Raw genomic sequence first — 15,130 nt, forward strand, 5'->3', positions numbered from 1 at the left:
TTTATGTTTTGTGTAAATAATGAAGCTTAACTTTTAAAGCTTACACTTCTTGCTCCATAATTTTCGATAAAGAATCTACTGCTTTTTCTTCATCCAACCCATCGGCCGAAACTTTAACCTCTGTTCCTTTACTGATTGCCAGACTCATAACTCCCATAATGCTTTTCGCATTTACTTTTTTACTGTCTTTTTCTAAGTAAATATCGGCGCTGTAACGGTTTGCTTCTTGTACAAATAAAGCAGCTTGCCTTGCTTGCAGACCTGTTTTTAATAGTACTTTTACTTGTTTTTCAACCATACGGACCCTCCTCTAAAACTTAACTATCTTCTATATGAAAGACCAGCCATTTGTTAGTGGCCGATCATTTCTCCATTTCTCAAGGACGTTGCAATCTCATCAATTTTCCGTAGCCGGTGATTAACACCTGACTTACTCACTGTCCCACCAGAAACCATCTCACCTAGCTCTTTCAACGTGACATCTTGATACTCTACACGAAGTCGAGCGATTTCTCGTAATCTCTCTGGCAATTGATCAATTCCAATTGCTTGATCGATAAAGCGAATGTTCTCTACTTGTCGTAAAGCAGCATCAATCGTCTTATTTAAGTTAGCGGTTTCACAATTGACTAAACGATTAACACTATTGCGCATATCTCGAATAATTCGAACATCTTCAAACTTTAAAAGAGCAGAATGTGCGCCTGTAATACTTAAAAAATCAGCGATTTTTTCGGCTTCTTTTAAGTACGTGACAAAACCTTTTTTTCGTTCAATTGTTTTACTATTTAAATGGAATTTATTCATTAATTCTACTAAAGAGTCTGCATGGTCTTTGTAAAGAGAATAGATTTCTAAATGATAAGATGAAGTTTCAGGGTTGTTTACCGACCCCCCGGCTAAAAATGCACCTCTTAAATAAGAACGTTTACAGCAATCCTTCTCTATCAAACTTTTAACGATTTGATGTTGAAATTGAAAACCTTCTGTTAAGATTTCTAAATCTTCAAGAACTTGCTTAGCACCTTCACGGATTCGGCAAATGTAAATATTGTTCTTTTTTAATCGCATTTTTTTTCTAACGAGCAATTCGACAGGATAAGCTTTATAAAAACGTTTTAACAATGTATAAATCCGACGAGCTATTGCCGCATTTTCGGTTTGGATGTCTAGGCTTAATTGCCGGTTGGAAAACGATAACGTGCCATTCATCCGGATCATTGCAGAAAGCTCGGCCTTGCCACAACAATCGTCAATTTCAATTTGCGTCATTTCTTTTTTTGTTTCGGATGCAAAAGACAAAATTCGTTCCCCCTTTCAAAGCATTAAAAATATAGCTGCTTCGAATCTTCACTGGTATGACCATCAGCATATTCAAATAGCCATTCTGCGACTTTTGTCGGTTCATGACGTACAGTTTCACCAGAGATGTTGGCAATGTCTTTTCGATATACTTCAAGACCCATTTTCTTTAGTCGCTCTTCGTCATATTCAACTGGCCAAGCTTGTTCTTTTTCGTAACGCTCAGCAATTGTCGCTGGCATTTGTACTTTATCAAGCAATATGGCATCTAGAAAGTTTTCACCTACGTGATCATACAAAGCTTTCACATGATCAGAAGCTGTATACTTATACGTTTCACCTGCTTGAGTCATTAAATTACAAATGTAGATTTTTTTTGCCTTTGCAGCAATTACAGCTTTTTTTATATCTTTCACTAACAAATTCGGTAAAATACTCGTATATAAAGACCCCGGTCCAACAACGATGACATCTGCATTTTCAATGGCCGCTATCGTCGCTGGCAACGCTTTTACATCATAAGGTTCAATAAACACGCGTTTGATCGGCTGTAAATAAGCAGGTATTTTAGATTCGCCTTCAATAATTGTGCCATCTTCTAATTCTGCACTTAAGGTTACAATTTGATTAGCGGCCGGTAAAACGGTACCGTTCACACTTAACACACGACTCATCTCTCGAACTGCGTGAGAAAAATCTCCTGTAATATCCGTTAAAGCAGCAAGCATTAAGTTCCCCAATGAATGACCATCAAGGTCTAAAGAATGTTTAAAACGATACTGGAACATCTCAGCAACTAATGGTTCAGTATCTGATAATGCTGCCATGACGTTTCGGATATCTCCTGGTGGAGGAATATCTAAATCATCTCGTAAACGCCCTGAACTTCCACCATCGTCTGCAACGGTTACGATAGCCGTTAAATCTAGCGGGTACAATTTCAAGCCCCTCAACAAAGTGGAAAGTCCGGTTCCGCCGCCTAATATGACGACGCGTTTCCGATGCTGGTTACGTTCCATGCGCTCATTCCTTTCTGGTTTTTACGTCTCTATGCGTAACGATAACTTTATTGTTTTTTCCCAAAAGTTTACCATAATACTCAGCTAATGTAACTGAACGGTGTTGACCACCCGTACAACCAAATGCAATGACCAGTTGTGCTTTTCCTTCACGTTTATATTGTGGAATCATAAATTGTAAAAGATCTGTCAGTTTTTGAATAAGCGTTTGCGTTTCTTGCCATTTTAATACATAACTCGATACGCTATTATCAAGCCCTGATAATGGTTTTAACTCTTCGATGTAATACGGATTTGGTAAAAAGCGAACGTCAAATACTAAATCAGCATCTATTGGCATACCGTGTTTAAATCCGAAAGATACGACATTCACCGTGAAAACATTGCTTGTTTTTGAGGAGAAGTCAGAAGTAATTCGTTCTTTTAACTGACGTGGGGTCATATTAGATGTATTGTAAATATGTTGTGCACGCCCTTGAAGGTCACTTAACATATCACGTTCTTTTTTTATGCCTCCTAATACAAGTCCGCCAGGTGATAATGGATGAGATCTTCTTGACTCTTTATAACGACTAACCAGCGCTTCATTTTCTGCATCTAAAAATAAGATGGTAATTGAAACTTTTGGTTCTTTCGACAAATCGTCAATTGCATCGACAAGACTATCGAAAAAGTCGCCTCCACGCAAATCCATAACTGCTGCTACTCGCTTCATCGATTTCCCAGAATCTCTCATCAATTTAAGAAAAGTAGGTAATAATGTTGGGGGTAAATTATCAATTGTAAAGAATCCTAAATCTTCGAAACTTTGGATGGCAACTGTTTTTCCTGCACCCGACATTCCTGTAATGATAATTAGTTCGGTTTCTTCTACATGATTATTCATTCGGATGATTCACCTCTTCAATGGATGATTGGATGCTTTCTTCAATCAGTTGGAATTCTGGTGTATAGTAAAATGTTCCATACTGAACTCCTTGCTGGTTTGCAGCAAATTGTAAATTCGTCCGGTCGCCTTCTGCCATTGGCAAAGTAGCTAATGCTTCTACTGGATGCCACTCCAATATGCCTTCTGTTGTTTCTTTGAACAAGTCGCCAGTCAAATGGTTTGCTGCAAACGTAAACAACATCCACTCATCTACCGTTTTCCCTTGTTCTTGGATCATCATTGTGTAAACACCTTTTAAATGCGTACCGATTGGCGTCGCATTTGTTTCTTCTGTAAATTCACGGACTGCTGCCTTAAAAATCGACTCGCCAGGCTCCATTTTGCCACCCGGTGCTACATACCAATCCCGACGTGGTTTCTTCAATAATAGTACTTGTTTATCTTTAATAATTAGTAAATTCGCGATTCGCTGCACATTCGACACTCCGCATCTATTGTAAACTCTCTTCATTATACATCTATCCTGGCGTGCCGTGCAAAGGAATGAAAAAAAAGGCCACCTTTCGATTCGCTCGAAAGATGGCCTATCAAAAACTCTTTTAAAAAAGGGGGTCATTTTACTCTTCTTATTATATAGATGCACTGTGACAAGCGCGTTACAAAACGATTAAGAAACAATTAAGCTTCTGTTTTCATGCTCATTTTTTCAACTAGCTCTTCAATATAATGTTGAGCTGCTTGCGCGGCAATACTGCCATCGCCTGTCGCAGTAACGACTTGACGCAAAGTTTTTTCACGAACATCGCCAGCTGCATAAATTCCTGGAACAGAAGTTTCCATTTTTTCATTGGTTACAACATATCCTTCAGCATTTAAAATGCCTAACTCAGCAAATGGTTTTGTTAACGGAAGCATACCGATATAGATAAAAACACCATCTGTTTTAAATTCTTTTTCAGTACCGTCTTCAGTAGACACTAATGTTACTGCGCCAACTTTCCCATTACCTTCATCGTGAACTTCTTTCACGGTATGACTCCAAATAAAGTCAATTTTATCATTGGCAAACGCACGATCTTGAAGAATTTTTTGCGCGCGTAGCTCGTCGCGTCTGTGAACAATAGTTACTTTGCTTGCAAAGCGAGTCAAGTAAACTCCTTCTTCTACAGCCGAATCTCCACCGCCGACAACAACCAATTCTTTCTCTTTAAAGAAAGCACCATCGCATACTGCACAATAGCTGACACCACGGCCGCCTAGTTCAGACTCACCCGGAATGCCCATTTTTTTGTACTCAGCACCCGTTGTTACAATAATAGCACGAGCTTTGTATTCTTTAGATCCTGCTTTGATGGTTTTAAATTCTTCCCCATCAGTAATTTCAGTTACGTCTCCGTATGCATATTCAGCACCGAATTTTTTTGCATGTTCAAACATTTTCGTTGAAATATCAGGTCCTAAGATGTGTTCAAATCCTGGATAGTTTTCAATTTCTTCCGTATTAGCCATTTGGCCTCCTGGAATACCGCGTTCAAGCATTAACGTTGTCAAGTTTGCGCGAGATGTGTAAACAGCGGCAGTCATGCCTGCTGGTCCTGCTCCGATAATTATTACATCATAAATTTTAGTTGCTTCAGTCATATTAATAGGCCTCCTATTTCTTCAGTAGCTAAATCGTATAAGATTCCAGCAAAAGCTTCAACTTTTATGCCTATAACTCCGTATGAGGCAAGTATGCGGTCATATCTTTTATATACTTTGTTAACGTAGCGACAGAAATCTCAAAGCGATCTGCCAACTGTTTTTTAGTTATCTTCTCACTATTAGCGGATTTCACCATAAATTCGACTGCCGCAGCTAAAGCTTTTGGATTCTTGAATGTATAATTCTCACTATATGCGTTTTCCACTAATCCAAACCATAGTTTGAAAACTCCAGCTCGTTGCTGAGTTACCATTTGGTCTGATGCGTATAGCAGTTCTGCAACTTCCATTGCGCGCATAAATGCGAACTCTTCGGGAATTTCTTTTTTAAACGGATGACCAAGGGCATAACCTAACAAAAAGGTTTCCAGTGCCGATGGTTGATCGGATGCTAGCCAGTTTGGATGAGAGATGATTTCTTGCTTATGAGCTGACTTCCCTAACAAAAACAAACCAAAAAGTCGTTCACTTTTTTTTGCATGATCCAGTTTTTTCACCAAATAATCTCGGTCATGTTCAAGCGCATCTGCATGTGGCATCGCAGAATGTTCGTTCCACGGTGCATAACCATCTTTATCTGGATCCATTTTCTTTAACTCATCCCATGCTTGTCTCGATGCTTCTTCATGTCCCGAATGATAAGCTGCATGTGACAACCAAAAGTAAAATGCCGCATCGCCCTCAAAGCCACGTTTTTGCAAACTCTTTAACCAACGATAAGCTTCTTTGTATTTGCCTACTAGCGCAAATGTTGCGCCTAATTTGTAACGTTGCTCAAACACATACGGTTGAATTTTTTTCAACAGTTCAAGAATGTCATCTAACTCTGCATTCTTTTCATAATAATGAAACACCGCTAAATTACAAAGCGCATGTAAATTACCCGTATTTCTTCGTAACACATCATGAAGCAAAGCTTTTGCCATTTCAGCTTCACCAATATAAAAGTATGCCAATGCCAAGTTATTGCAAGCACCCCAGAAATCAGGTTTTTCTTCGATTAGCTTTTCAAGCAATTTAATAGCGCTTTTAAAATCGCCTTGCTCCATCATGCGACGTGCTTTTTCCTGTTGGTAATGATATTCGCTATCTTGGGTGTCCCCGTCCTCATCGAAAAATTGCCCTTCTTCTTGTTCTGCAAAATCGATAATGCTCAATGCTTCGGCCGCATACTTCCCTTGTGTTTCATAAACCAGATATTGCTTCGCATAGTTTCGCGCATCCCAAAATAAGCCCATGTGTGCATGGACTTCCGCAAGGAAAAACAAAATAGTAGGATCTTTCGCATCCAATTCATGTGCGGCATGAAGAGCATCCATAGCTTGTTCAAATTCATGCATCTCCATCAACACAATGCCATATTGAGTCAAAAAAACCGCATCTTTCGGACTAAGCTCCGTAGCACGCCGCAAATACTTATGTGCTTTAGGATAGTTTTCACGCTGAAGTTCTTTCATTGCTTTTCTATAATAAAATTCTCCTGTCGGAATAAAAGACAGTATGTTCTTATCGTTTCTTTTTTTATTCTCCAAAATATGCCTCCGAAAAAGTAAAAGAGACGATTAAAATCGTCTCCAAACTAAAATGTGCTGTAATTATAGCATATTCCCCTATTATTTACTTGTCCGTTTTGGGCGTATGGCGCTCTTTTAGCACATCTACTACTTGGTCAAAGCTAACTTTTTGTTCTTGTAGTAACACCAAGACATGGTAAAACAAATCTGCAGCTTCCATTGACAATTCTTCAGCATCACGATTTTTTGCTGCAATGATTACTTCTGCTGCTTCTTCGCCTACTTTTTTGCAAATTTTATCAACGCCTTCATTGAACAAATACGTTGTATACGCGCCTTCAGGCATTTCTGTTTCACGCGTTTTGATCAATGCGGCTAATTGCGCAATCATATCTCCAGGCGACTCATTCGATTCACCATGAATGGTGTCAAAAAAGCAGCTGTTCTGTCCGGTATGACAAGCTGGTCCATTTGGAATTACTTCATAAATAAGTGAGTCGCCGTCACAATCTAATCGAACAGCCGTTACTTGTTGCGTATTACCGCTCGTTGCACCTTTGTTCCATAATTCGTTGCGGCTTCTTGAATATAACCATGTCTCATTTGTATTCATTGTTTTTTGCACAGCTTCTTCATTCGCATACGCAAGCGTCAACACTTCTTTTGTTTTAGCGTGTTGGATAATGACGGGAATTAGCCCGTTTTGGTCATATTGAATCGTAGTCATCGGACATTCACTCCCTCTTTGCGTAAATAATCTTTTACTTCAGCAACACTGGTTTCTTTATAGTGAAAAATCGATGCTGCTAATGCTGCGTCAGCATCTACATCTTTAAATACTTCGTCAAAATGTTCTTTGTTTCCTGCTCCACCACTAGCAATAACTGGGACCTCCACTGCTTCGCGTACAGCGCGTGTCAATTCCAAATCAAAGCCGTCTTTTGAGCCGTCTTTGTCCATGCTCGTTAACAGCAACTCACCTGCGCCAAGCTCGACGCATTTCTTTGCCCATTCTACAGCTGACCAATCGGCTTTATTGCGTCCGCCGTGTGTGTATACGTCCCAACTGTCGCCATTTTTCTTCGCATCAATCGCGACCACAATACATTGAGATCCAAAAAAGTCTGCCCCTTCTTTAATGAGCTCCGGACGGTCAAGAGCTGCTGTGTTTAACGCAACTTTATCAGCACCCGCGCGCAACATCCGCTTCATATCATCTAAGCTGCGAATTCCACCGCCCACTGTGAAGGGAATTGATAATTCAGTTGCAACGATTTTCACCACTTCAACCATAGTTTCTTTGCCTTCGTGAGACGCAGAAATATCTAAAAAGACCAATTCGTCTGCACCTTGTTTGTCGTAAAAACGAGCCAGTTCTACAGGGTCTCCTGCATCACGTAACGATACAAAGCTAACGCCTTTAACAACGCGCCCTTCTTTTACATCTAAACATGGAATAATGCGTTTTGTCAGCATGACAATGCCTCCTCCAGTGTAAAGCGGTTCTCATAAAGTGCTTTGCCGATAATCACACCTGCAATATTGCTTTGTTCCGCTGCTTTTTTTACATTTTTCACATCTTCAAGTGAACCAATACCACCTGAGACAATAATTTGTGCTTTTTCAGATTTAGCTAAAGCTTTATTGGCTTCAATATTAGGTCCAGCTAACGTACCGTCAGTTGCGATATCGGTATAGATAAAATGCTTTGCGCCTTTTGAAGCAAAATAATCAGCCACTTCTGTCGCGGCTTGTCCCGATGTTTCGATCCAACCTTCTGTTGCGGCCATGCCATTTTTTGCATCTATCCCAATGACAATCTGTTCAGCTCCAAATTCCTCAATAAATGATACGGCAAGTTCTGGGTTGCGAATTGCGAGACTACCGATAATGACACGTGCTACACCGTTAGATAAATAATGTTCGATATCTTCACGTGTCCGAATGCCACCGCCTATTTGCACTTTTGCACCTAGTTTAGCAGCTTCAATAACAACTTGGTCGTTAATCCGGACGCCATCTTTAGCGCCGTCCAAATCGACCATATGTATCCACTCTGCACCAGCATCTACAAATTTTTTAGCCATATCAACCGGGGAATCGCCGTAAATTGTTTCTTGAGCATAATCTCCCTGAAATAAACGTACACAATTACCATCTCTTAAATCGATAGCGGGGTAAATTTGAAAGTTAGTCATTTAAGTTCCTCCTAACATTTGCAATCCATTGTTTTAATAAATAATGACCGAAATCACCAGACTTTTCCGGATGGAATTGCATGCCTGTTATTAGCCCTGTTCCTACGACTCCCGGAACTGTTAAATTACCATAACTTGCAGTCGCTAACACTTCTTGCTCTTTTGTATTAACCGCTAAAAACGAATGCACAAAATAAACATGGGTGTCACTTAACAACTCATCCAGCCAGTACGGCATATGTGAAAACTCCAAACGATTCCAACCCATATGTGGAATTCGGTATGTTCCTTTTTCAAAACGACGAATTTGCCCTGTTAACAAACCTAAACCTTTTGTTGGTTTAACTTCAGAGCTATCTTCATACAATAATTGCATGCCAAGGCATATTCCAAGAAGCGGAATATTTTTTGCTGGCAAGGATTGAATAAATTCAGACAAACCTTTTTGATTTAATAAATCCATTGCGTCAGGAAATGCACCTACACCTGGAAGCAAAATCCCCTCTGCTTCTTCTAACACGGCCGGATCGTCTGAGACAATTACTGTACATTCTAATTTTTTTAATGCTTGTTCAACACTAAATAAATTGCCCATACCATAATCGATAATACCAATGATCATGTTAACAGCCCCTTTGTTGATGGTACACCTTTAACTCTTGGGTCGATCATCGTCGCTTCATCAAGTGCACGTGCCAACGCTTTAAATATCGCTTCAATAATATGATGCGTATTTTTGCCGTAATGAACAATGACGTGAACATTCATGCGTGATTCCAATGCGAATTTCCACAGAAACTCTTCTACTAGCTCTGTATCAAACGTGCCAACTTTTTCTTTCAGCGGTTCGCAACGCAACTCTAAATGAGGGCGGTTAGAGCAGTCAATTACTACTTGTGCCAATGCATCGTCCATCGGAACAAAAGCATTGCCGTAACGACGTATGCCTTTTTTGTCACCAAGCGCTTCTTTCACAGCTTGTCCTAAAACAATGCCAATATCTTCTGTCGTATGGTGATCATCAATATGTGTATCCCCATCAGCTTTAATATCTCCATCAAATAAACCGTGTTTAATGAACAAATCTAACATATGATCCATAAATGGAACGCCTGTATCAATAACCGATTTCCCTTCACCATCTAATGCAAAATTAATGGCTATTTTGGTTTCATTGGTATTTCGTTTGATTTCAGCTTGTCTCATTGTTCATTCTCCTTTTCCCACGACCGTGATTCGACTGCACGTGCATGTCCTTCTAAACCTTCTAAACGTGCCAGTCGGGCGATTTTTTCTTTATTGTTTTGCCATGCTTTTTCGCTGTAGCGAATAATACTTGTTCGTTTGATAAAGTCATAAACCGACAATGCGCTTGAAAAGCGAGCAGTGCTGTTTGTCGGCAAAACGTGATTCGTCCCTGCGAAATAATCGCCGATTGGTTCAGAAGAATAACGACCGATAAAGATAGCACCGGCATGACGAATTTTATCCGCGACTGCTTCGGCATCTTCTGTCATAATTTCCAAATGTTCTGGAGCTAGTTGATCAGCGGCTGTGATTAGCTCTTCCATCGTGTCGCCCAAGTAAATCATGCTGTGATTTGCAATGGCTGGACTTGCAATGGCTTCACGCGGCAAACTTGCCAGTTGCTTTTCTACTTGTATTGAAACTGCATCTGCTAATTTTTTGCTTGTTGTTAATAGCACGGCGCTTGCTAATGGATCGTGTTCTGCTTGCGATAATAAATCTGCAGCCACTTCATCAGCATAAGCTGTATCATCTGCAATAACCGCTATTTCACTTGGTCCAGCAATCATGTCAATGGCCACGTCCCCATTTACTTCTCGTTTAGCGAGTGCGACAAAAATATTGCCTGGCCCTGTAATTTTATCAACCGATGCGATAGATTCCGTGCCATAAGCCAATGCTGCGATCGCTTGCGCTCCACCAGATTTATACACTTCCGAAATACCCAGAATATGAGCTGATACGAGAACGCCGTCTGATAAAGTGCCGTCTTTACTTGGTGGTGATATTAACACAATACGGGGTACGCCCGCTACTTGTGCTGGTATGACATTCATTAATACGGATGAAGGGTATGCAGCTGTGCCACCAGGTACGTAAAGCCCAGCTGAATCAATAGCTGTCACACGTTGTGCAACATATGAGCCATCCTCATTGTCCAAACGATATCCTTGTTGCTGCTGACTTTCATGATACTTTCGAATATTCGCCGCAGCTTCAGTTAAATCTGCTAACAATTGAGGATCAAAACGATCGATCGCGTGTGCAATTTCTTCTTTTGTTACGCGTAAAGAAGTTAATTTTGCCCCGTCCCATTTCTCCGTAAAGCGAAACATCGCTTTGTCTCCGTGATCTTTTACTTCTTGAATAATCGCTCTTACTGCTGCTACTTGCTGTTCCGTGCCTTCTGCAATAGTTCTTCTAATGGAGATTCCTGGAGAAAGACGCGTCACTTTCATAAAACCGCCTGCTTTCTCAGTCTTTCTACTAGATCAGTAATGCGTTTTTGTTTTAAGCGGTAACTTACAGGATTCGCAATTAACCGCGATGTAATGTCGACGATCTTTTCGTATTCGACTAAGCCATTTTCTTTTAACGTTTTTCCAGTTGAAACAATATCCACAATACGATCAGCTAAACCAATCATTGGGGCCAGTTCAATCGAACCGTTCAATTCAATAATCTCGACTTGTTCGCCTTTGCCACGGTAATATTGCGAGGCCACTTTTGGGTATTTAGTTGCCACGCGTGGCGATACTTTATTCATTGGTGTATCCGGCATACCTGCAGTGGCAATATAGCAACGGCTAATGCCGAGATCTAGTAATTCATAAACATCGCGATCATGTTCAAGCATAACATCTTTTCCGGCAATGCCGATATCTGCTACTCCGTGTTCTACATAGGCTGGAACATCCATTGGTTTTGAAAGAATAAAACGGATATTTTCATTAGGTGCTTCGACGATTAACTTTCGTGAATCATCCAGTTCTTTCGGCAAATCATATCCGGCTTTTACTAATAATTCGTAAGCTTCTTCAAATATTCGGCCTTTCGGCATTGCTATTGTTAATGCATCCATCAGTTAGCACCTTCCAATCGTAAAACCTCGCTGAAATGTTTGACAAATTCATCAGTGGCTTTCACCGCTGGTGCAAATTGCAACGTCACTCGTGTGCCGTTTGCACGAAGCTTTTCTGCTTCGTCAAATGCCTGCTCTTCATTTTGTTCATCAAACAAGATTAATGTGTGGTCTTGTTGTTCCGATACAGCCGACATAATTTCTAATAGTCTGTCGACACGCAAGCCAAATCCTGTTGCACCAACCTCTAGTCCAAATTGTTTCATCAACCCATCGTATCGGCCGCCATTGCCAAGTGGGAAACCACTACCAGCAGCGTATACTTCAAACACTACACCGGTGTAATACGTCATGTGGCTATTAAATGACAAATCATAAGTGACAGCTTCAGACAAACCGCTGCGATCTAATATTTTCTTTAATTTTTTCATTTCTTCAAATAAGAAACTTTGTTTCGAATTGTGAGGGTTGACCCACTGTTGCCATTCTTCGACAGTAGTCGTGGAGATTAATCCAATAAATGACTCTACTCTCGACTCTTCAATAGGCAATTGCTTGGCTAAAGTTTCAAAACCGACACTATTTTTGGAAACAAACGCGCTCCGTACTTGCTCTATTTGTTCTTGGTTTAACCCAAAATCCTCAAGAATTAGCTGAAGCAATTGTGTGTGACCAATTACAAAGCGACTTGATTCGATGTTTAAGTTTTTTAAAATAGTGCCTGCTAAGATAATCACTTCTGCATCAGCATAAAGTGAATCGTCGCCAATCAGTTCTACGCCCATTTGTTCAAATTCAGCTGGGCGTCCGCCTTCTCGTTTCTGAGCGCGAAAAACGTTCGAATAATAGCCAAGCCTAACAGGCATTTTTTCTTTTAATAGCTTAGACGCCGCAACTCGTGCAATTGGCGAAGTCATATCTGGTCGTAAAACCAATGTCTCCCCTTGACTGTCTAATAATTTAAACAAGGCGTTATCTTCAATGGCTGAAATTTTACCAATGGTCTCGTAATATTCTAATGTAGGTGTCTGCAATAACTCATAGCCTGCTTGTTGAATCATGTTCGTTCCACTTGTGCGAAGCTCTGCTTTCTTTTTTGCGATAAATGGGAAATCGTCTCTCATGCCTAATGGTTTCTCAAACATTTGTATAGTCATTTTAAAACTCCCTAATATTGGTTATTTTACTTTATCTCGCTAATGTGGTGAAGTAAAACTATTTTATCTCATATTTCAGCCTATCGTCAAGAGATATACTCGAAAAAAATCCTGAAAACACATAGTGTTTTCAGGATTTTGCTTGTCGCTCTGCCATTTGTTCAGCTGTAAAAATAACGCTCATCGGATTTCCGCCGACGAATGATCCAGCTGGCACATCTTTATGGACGAGCGTGGCAGCGGAAACAATAGCACCGTTTCCAATCGTAATGCCGGGCAAAATCGTGGTGTTTGCTCCGATCATGACGCGGTCTCCGATGACCACATCGCCGAGCCGGTATTCATCTATTAAATATTCATGTGCAAGAATTGTTGTATTATAGCCAATCACGGAATTTTCTCCGACTGTGATTTTTTCAGGAAACATCACATCAGGCATGACCATCAACGCAAAAGAAGAGTGTTTTCCAATTTTCATTTTCAAAAAAGTTTTATACAGCCAATTTTTCATTGGTAGAAACGGCGTGTATCTAGCCGTTTGAATGACCAAAAAATTTTTAGCAACTTTCCAGAATGGCACCGTTTTGTATATATGCCAAAGTGAATTTGGACCATCTACAAAATGGCGTTGTGTTTTTCTCATTTCACTGCCTCTTTCGTCAAGTCCAGTAAATCGCTAATATGTTGAAGCATAAAGTCTGGATTGAACTTAGCCAAATAGTCTTCCCCTTTTGCAGCCCAAGCTACACCTGCTGTACGAACTCCTGCATTTTTCCCACCTTCGATATCATGTGAATTATCACCAATCATTAACGCTTCATCAGGAGACGACCCTAATTGAGTCAAAGCCAGATACAGTGGTTCAGGGTGAGGTTTAGGATTTGTTACATGATCTAAGCCAACTATCACATCAAATACACCTGTAACTCCCATTAACGATAAGCCATGACGAATTGTTTCACTGCGTTTTGTCGAAACGATCGCCAGTTTCAGTCCTTGTGCTTTTAAGTGGTGCAACGTCTCAGCTACCCCATCGTATTCTGCTACTAATTCATCGTGCATGATTCGGTTCAACTGGCGATATTCAGTTGTCAGTTCTTCCACACGACTTGGGTCAATTGCTGTAAATGTTTGTTCCAAGGAAGGCCCTATAAAATGCAGAGCATCTTCTCGATTAAAACGACCTGGATAATGTTGATCAAGTACGGCTAAGAAAGTTTGAATGATTAATTCATTTGTATCTAATAACGTGCCATCAAAATCGAATAAAAGTGTATTGATTTTTTTCTCTTTCATGTAGAAACCACTTCCTTCTGCTTTTCTTCAGCTTTACGCCACATATAGGAGACAAAAATGGTCAGCCCTAGCGCCGTCACGACACGTATTGCGAGCAACGGCCAAATTGGTATTCCTAACGGGATAAAAATCAACGTATCTTCCACAATAGCATGACAAGCTACAAGAAAAATAAATACTAACGTGGCGTCTTTTTTACTAACACCATCTTCTTGCACAGCTTGAATCATCACACCCGCTCCCATAGCCAATCCAAAAATAAGTCCAGAAGCTAATGTTAACGAAGCATTTTTTTGAACCCCCAATAAACGAGTTAACGGCCCCAGTGCATCCGATATTTTTTGAAGGTAATGTTTATCTTTTAAAATTTGGATCATAATCATTAGCGGAATCACAATCATCGCCAATTGCAAAATACCGAATGAAGCTTTTTCCAGTCCAATGAACAAAATCCCTACCCAACTTTCAGGCGTCGCGGAAATTTCAGGCGCAAAGCCGTATTGAGCAATTTCTCCTCCGCCTTGCCAGAATAGGTTGATGATGACACCAGAAAGTGCTGCTAATCCGAAACGAACAACTAACACGACCCATAGCTTAACTCCGACCTTTAATGCTACCCCAGTCTCGATAAAAATATTATGTGAAAATGATAGCATAACTGCCAAGATAAACACTTCTTTGACCGTCAATTCTAAAGACAACATCCCGGCGATACCGGCATATAAATTGAGTGCGTTCCCAAGAACTAACGGAATTGCCGCATCGCCACTTAAGCCAAACAAGCCCATAACTGGCGCAATTAAATTAATAATAAAAGGCAAGACCGGTGTATATTGAAGCATAGTAATGAGCAAAGTAATCGGAAAAATAATTTTCCCTAACGACCAAGTCGTTTTTAACCCTGCCTTCAATCCATTTTTCAATGTTGTCATTTAATCGCTCT

18 protein-coding genes are annotated in these 15,130 nt (G+C 40.3%); all 18 read right to left on the reverse strand.

The features are described 5' to 3' along the window. Positions 1–40: 40 nt before the first annotated feature. Positions 41–298, reverse strand: coding sequence for an HPr family phosphocarrier protein (locus GPDM_RS08200; RefSeq protein WP_008430560.1), 258 nt, complete (start codon positions 296–298; stop codon positions 41–43). A 53-nt stretch (positions 299–351) separates the two neighbouring features. Next, entirely contained in the window at positions 352–1,302 is a 951-nt protein-coding gene (whiA, locus tag GPDM_RS08205; RefSeq protein ID WP_008430561.1) for a DNA-binding protein WhiA, read from the reverse strand. A 23-nt stretch (positions 1,303–1,325) separates the two neighbouring features. Then, a complete protein-coding gene (locus GPDM_RS08210) occupies positions 1,326–2,321 on the reverse strand; it encodes a gluconeogenesis factor YvcK family protein (RefSeq protein ID WP_008430562.1) in 996 nt (331 codons plus the stop codon). A 4-nt stretch (positions 2,322–2,325) separates the two neighbouring features. Further along, complete coding sequence (gene rapZ, locus GPDM_RS08215) at positions 2,326–3,207, reverse strand: RNase adapter RapZ (protein WP_008430564.1); 882 nt, start codon at positions 3,205–3,207, stop codon at positions 2,326–2,328. Continuing rightward, positions 3,200–3,685 (reverse strand): NUDIX domain-containing protein, encoded by a 486-nt coding sequence (locus tag GPDM_RS08220; RefSeq protein ID WP_008430565.1) that lies wholly within the window; start codon positions 3,683–3,685, stop codon positions 3,200–3,202. The genes rapZ and GPDM_RS08220 overlap by 8 nt, the downstream gene beginning before the upstream one ends. A gap of 203 nt (positions 3,686–3,888) precedes the next feature. Further along, positions 3,889–4,851: a thioredoxin-disulfide reductase gene (gene trxB, locus GPDM_RS08225; protein ID WP_008430566.1), complete on the reverse strand. Its 963-nt coding sequence runs from the start codon at positions 4,849–4,851 to the stop codon at positions 3,889–3,891. A gap of 70 nt (positions 4,852–4,921) precedes the next feature. Beyond that, positions 4,922–6,445 carry a tetratricopeptide repeat protein gene (locus tag GPDM_RS08230; RefSeq protein ID WP_008430567.1) on the reverse strand — a complete coding sequence of 508 codons (1,524 nt, stop codon included), beginning with the start codon at positions 6,443–6,445 and terminating at the stop codon, positions 4,922–4,924. Between the two features lie 85 nt (positions 6,446–6,530). Further along, complete coding sequence (hisIE, locus tag GPDM_RS08235) at positions 6,531–7,154, reverse strand: bifunctional phosphoribosyl-AMP cyclohydrolase/phosphoribosyl-ATP diphosphatase HisIE (RefSeq protein WP_008430568.1); 624 nt, start codon at positions 7,152–7,154, stop codon at positions 6,531–6,533. Beyond that, entirely contained in the window at positions 7,151–7,903 is a 753-nt protein-coding gene (gene hisF, locus GPDM_RS08240; RefSeq protein WP_008430569.1) for an imidazole glycerol phosphate synthase subunit HisF, read from the reverse strand. The genes hisIE and hisF overlap by 4 nt, the downstream gene beginning before the upstream one ends. Continuing rightward, positions 7,897–8,625 carry a 1-(5-phosphoribosyl)-5-[(5-phosphoribosylamino)methylideneamino]imidazole-4-carboxamide isomerase gene (gene hisA / locus GPDM_RS08245; protein WP_008430570.1) on the reverse strand — a complete coding sequence of 243 codons (729 nt, stop codon included), beginning with the start codon at positions 8,623–8,625 and terminating at the stop codon, positions 7,897–7,899. The genes hisF and hisA overlap by 7 nt, the downstream gene beginning before the upstream one ends. Next, complete coding sequence (gene hisH / locus GPDM_RS08250; protein ID WP_008430571.1) at positions 8,618–9,247, reverse strand: imidazole glycerol phosphate synthase subunit HisH; 630 nt, start codon at positions 9,245–9,247, stop codon at positions 8,618–8,620. The genes hisA and hisH overlap by 8 nt, the downstream gene beginning before the upstream one ends. Then, complete coding sequence (gene hisB, locus GPDM_RS08255) at positions 9,244–9,831, reverse strand: imidazoleglycerol-phosphate dehydratase HisB (RefSeq protein ID WP_008430572.1); 588 nt, start codon at positions 9,829–9,831, stop codon at positions 9,244–9,246. The genes hisH and hisB overlap by 4 nt, the downstream gene beginning before the upstream one ends. Further along, positions 9,828–11,111, reverse strand: a complete 1,284-nt coding sequence (hisD, locus tag GPDM_RS08260) for a histidinol dehydrogenase (protein WP_008430573.1) — start codon at positions 11,109–11,111, stop codon at positions 9,828–9,830. The genes hisB and hisD overlap by 4 nt, the downstream gene beginning before the upstream one ends. Then, positions 11,108–11,734, reverse strand: a complete 627-nt coding sequence (gene hisG, locus GPDM_RS08265) for an ATP phosphoribosyltransferase (RefSeq protein ID WP_008430574.1) — start codon at positions 11,732–11,734, stop codon at positions 11,108–11,110. The genes hisD and hisG overlap by 4 nt, the downstream gene beginning before the upstream one ends. Beyond that, positions 11,734–12,891: an ATP phosphoribosyltransferase regulatory subunit gene (gene hisZ / locus GPDM_RS08270; RefSeq protein WP_008430575.1), complete on the reverse strand. Its 1,158-nt coding sequence runs from the start codon at positions 12,889–12,891 to the stop codon at positions 11,734–11,736. Before hisZ ends, hisG begins: the two co-directional genes overlap by 1 nt. A gap of 130 nt (positions 12,892–13,021) precedes the next feature. Then, complete coding sequence (locus GPDM_RS08275) at positions 13,022–13,534, reverse strand: acyltransferase (RefSeq protein WP_008430576.1); 513 nt, start codon at positions 13,532–13,534, stop codon at positions 13,022–13,024. Then, entirely contained in the window at positions 13,531–14,187 is a 657-nt protein-coding gene (ppaX, locus tag GPDM_RS08280; protein ID WP_008430578.1) for a pyrophosphatase PpaX, read from the reverse strand. The genes GPDM_RS08275 and ppaX overlap by 4 nt, the downstream gene beginning before the upstream one ends. Beyond that, positions 14,184–15,119, reverse strand: coding sequence for a nucleoside recognition domain-containing protein (locus GPDM_RS08285; RefSeq protein WP_008430579.1), 936 nt, complete (start codon positions 15,117–15,119; stop codon positions 14,184–14,186). Before GPDM_RS08285 ends, ppaX begins: the two co-directional genes overlap by 4 nt. Between the last annotated feature and the right edge of the window lie 11 nt (positions 15,120–15,130).

This window comes from Planococcus donghaensis MPA1U2 (assembly GCF_000189395.1).
GTDB lineage: Bacteria > Bacillota > Bacilli > Bacillales_A > Planococcaceae > Planococcus > Planococcus donghaensis_B.

Bases quoted from the DNA above. Each gene is read 5' to 3' on its own strand.
- GPDM_RS08200 (WP_008430560.1), bottom strand. From the start codon at position 298: ATGGTTGAAAAACAAGTAAAAGTACTATTAAAAACAGGTCTGCAAGCA.
- GPDM_RS08210 (WP_008430562.1), bottom strand. From the start codon at position 2,321: ATGGAACGTAACCAGCATCGGAAACGCGTCGTCATATTAGGCGGCGGA.
- rapZ (WP_008430564.1), bottom strand. From the start codon at position 3,207: ATGAATAATCATGTAGAAGAAACCGAACTAATTATCATTACAGGAATG.
- trxB (WP_008430566.1), bottom strand. From the start codon at position 4,851: ATGACTGAAGCAACTAAAATTTATGATGTAATAATTATCGGAGCAGGA.
- hisIE (WP_008430568.1), bottom strand. From the start codon at position 7,154: ATGACTACGATTCAATATGACCAAAACGGGCTAATTCCCGTCATTATC.
- hisF (WP_008430569.1), bottom strand. From the start codon at position 7,903: ATGCTGACAAAACGCATTATTCCATGTTTAGATGTAAAAGAAGGGCGC.
- hisA (WP_008430570.1), bottom strand. From the start codon at position 8,625: ATGACTAACTTTCAAATTTACCCCGCTATCGATTTAAGAGATGGTAAT.
- hisH (WP_008430571.1), bottom strand. From the start codon at position 9,247: ATGATCATTGGTATTATCGATTATGGTATGGGCAATTTATTTAGTGTT.
- hisB (WP_008430572.1), bottom strand. From the start codon at position 9,831: ATGAGACAAGCTGAAATCAAACGAAATACCAATGAAACCAAAATAGCC.
- hisD (WP_008430573.1), bottom strand. From the start codon at position 11,111: ATGAAAGTGACGCGTCTTTCTCCAGGAATCTCCATTAGAAGAACTATT.
- hisG (WP_008430574.1), bottom strand. From the start codon at position 11,734: ATGGATGCATTAACAATAGCAATGCCGAAAGGCCGAATATTTGAAGAA.
- hisZ (WP_008430575.1), bottom strand. From the start codon at position 12,891: ATGACTATACAAATGTTTGAGAAACCATTAGGCATGAGAGACGATTTC.
- GPDM_RS08275 (WP_008430576.1), bottom strand. From the start codon at position 13,534: ATGAGAAAAACACAACGCCATTTTGTAGATGGTCCAAATTCACTTTGG.
- ppaX (WP_008430578.1), bottom strand. From the start codon at position 14,187: ATGAAAGAGAAAAAAATCAATACACTTTTATTCGATTTTGATGGCACG.
- GPDM_RS08285 (WP_008430579.1), bottom strand. From the start codon at position 15,119: ATGACAACATTGAAAAATGGATTGAAGGCAGGGTTAAAAACGACTTGG.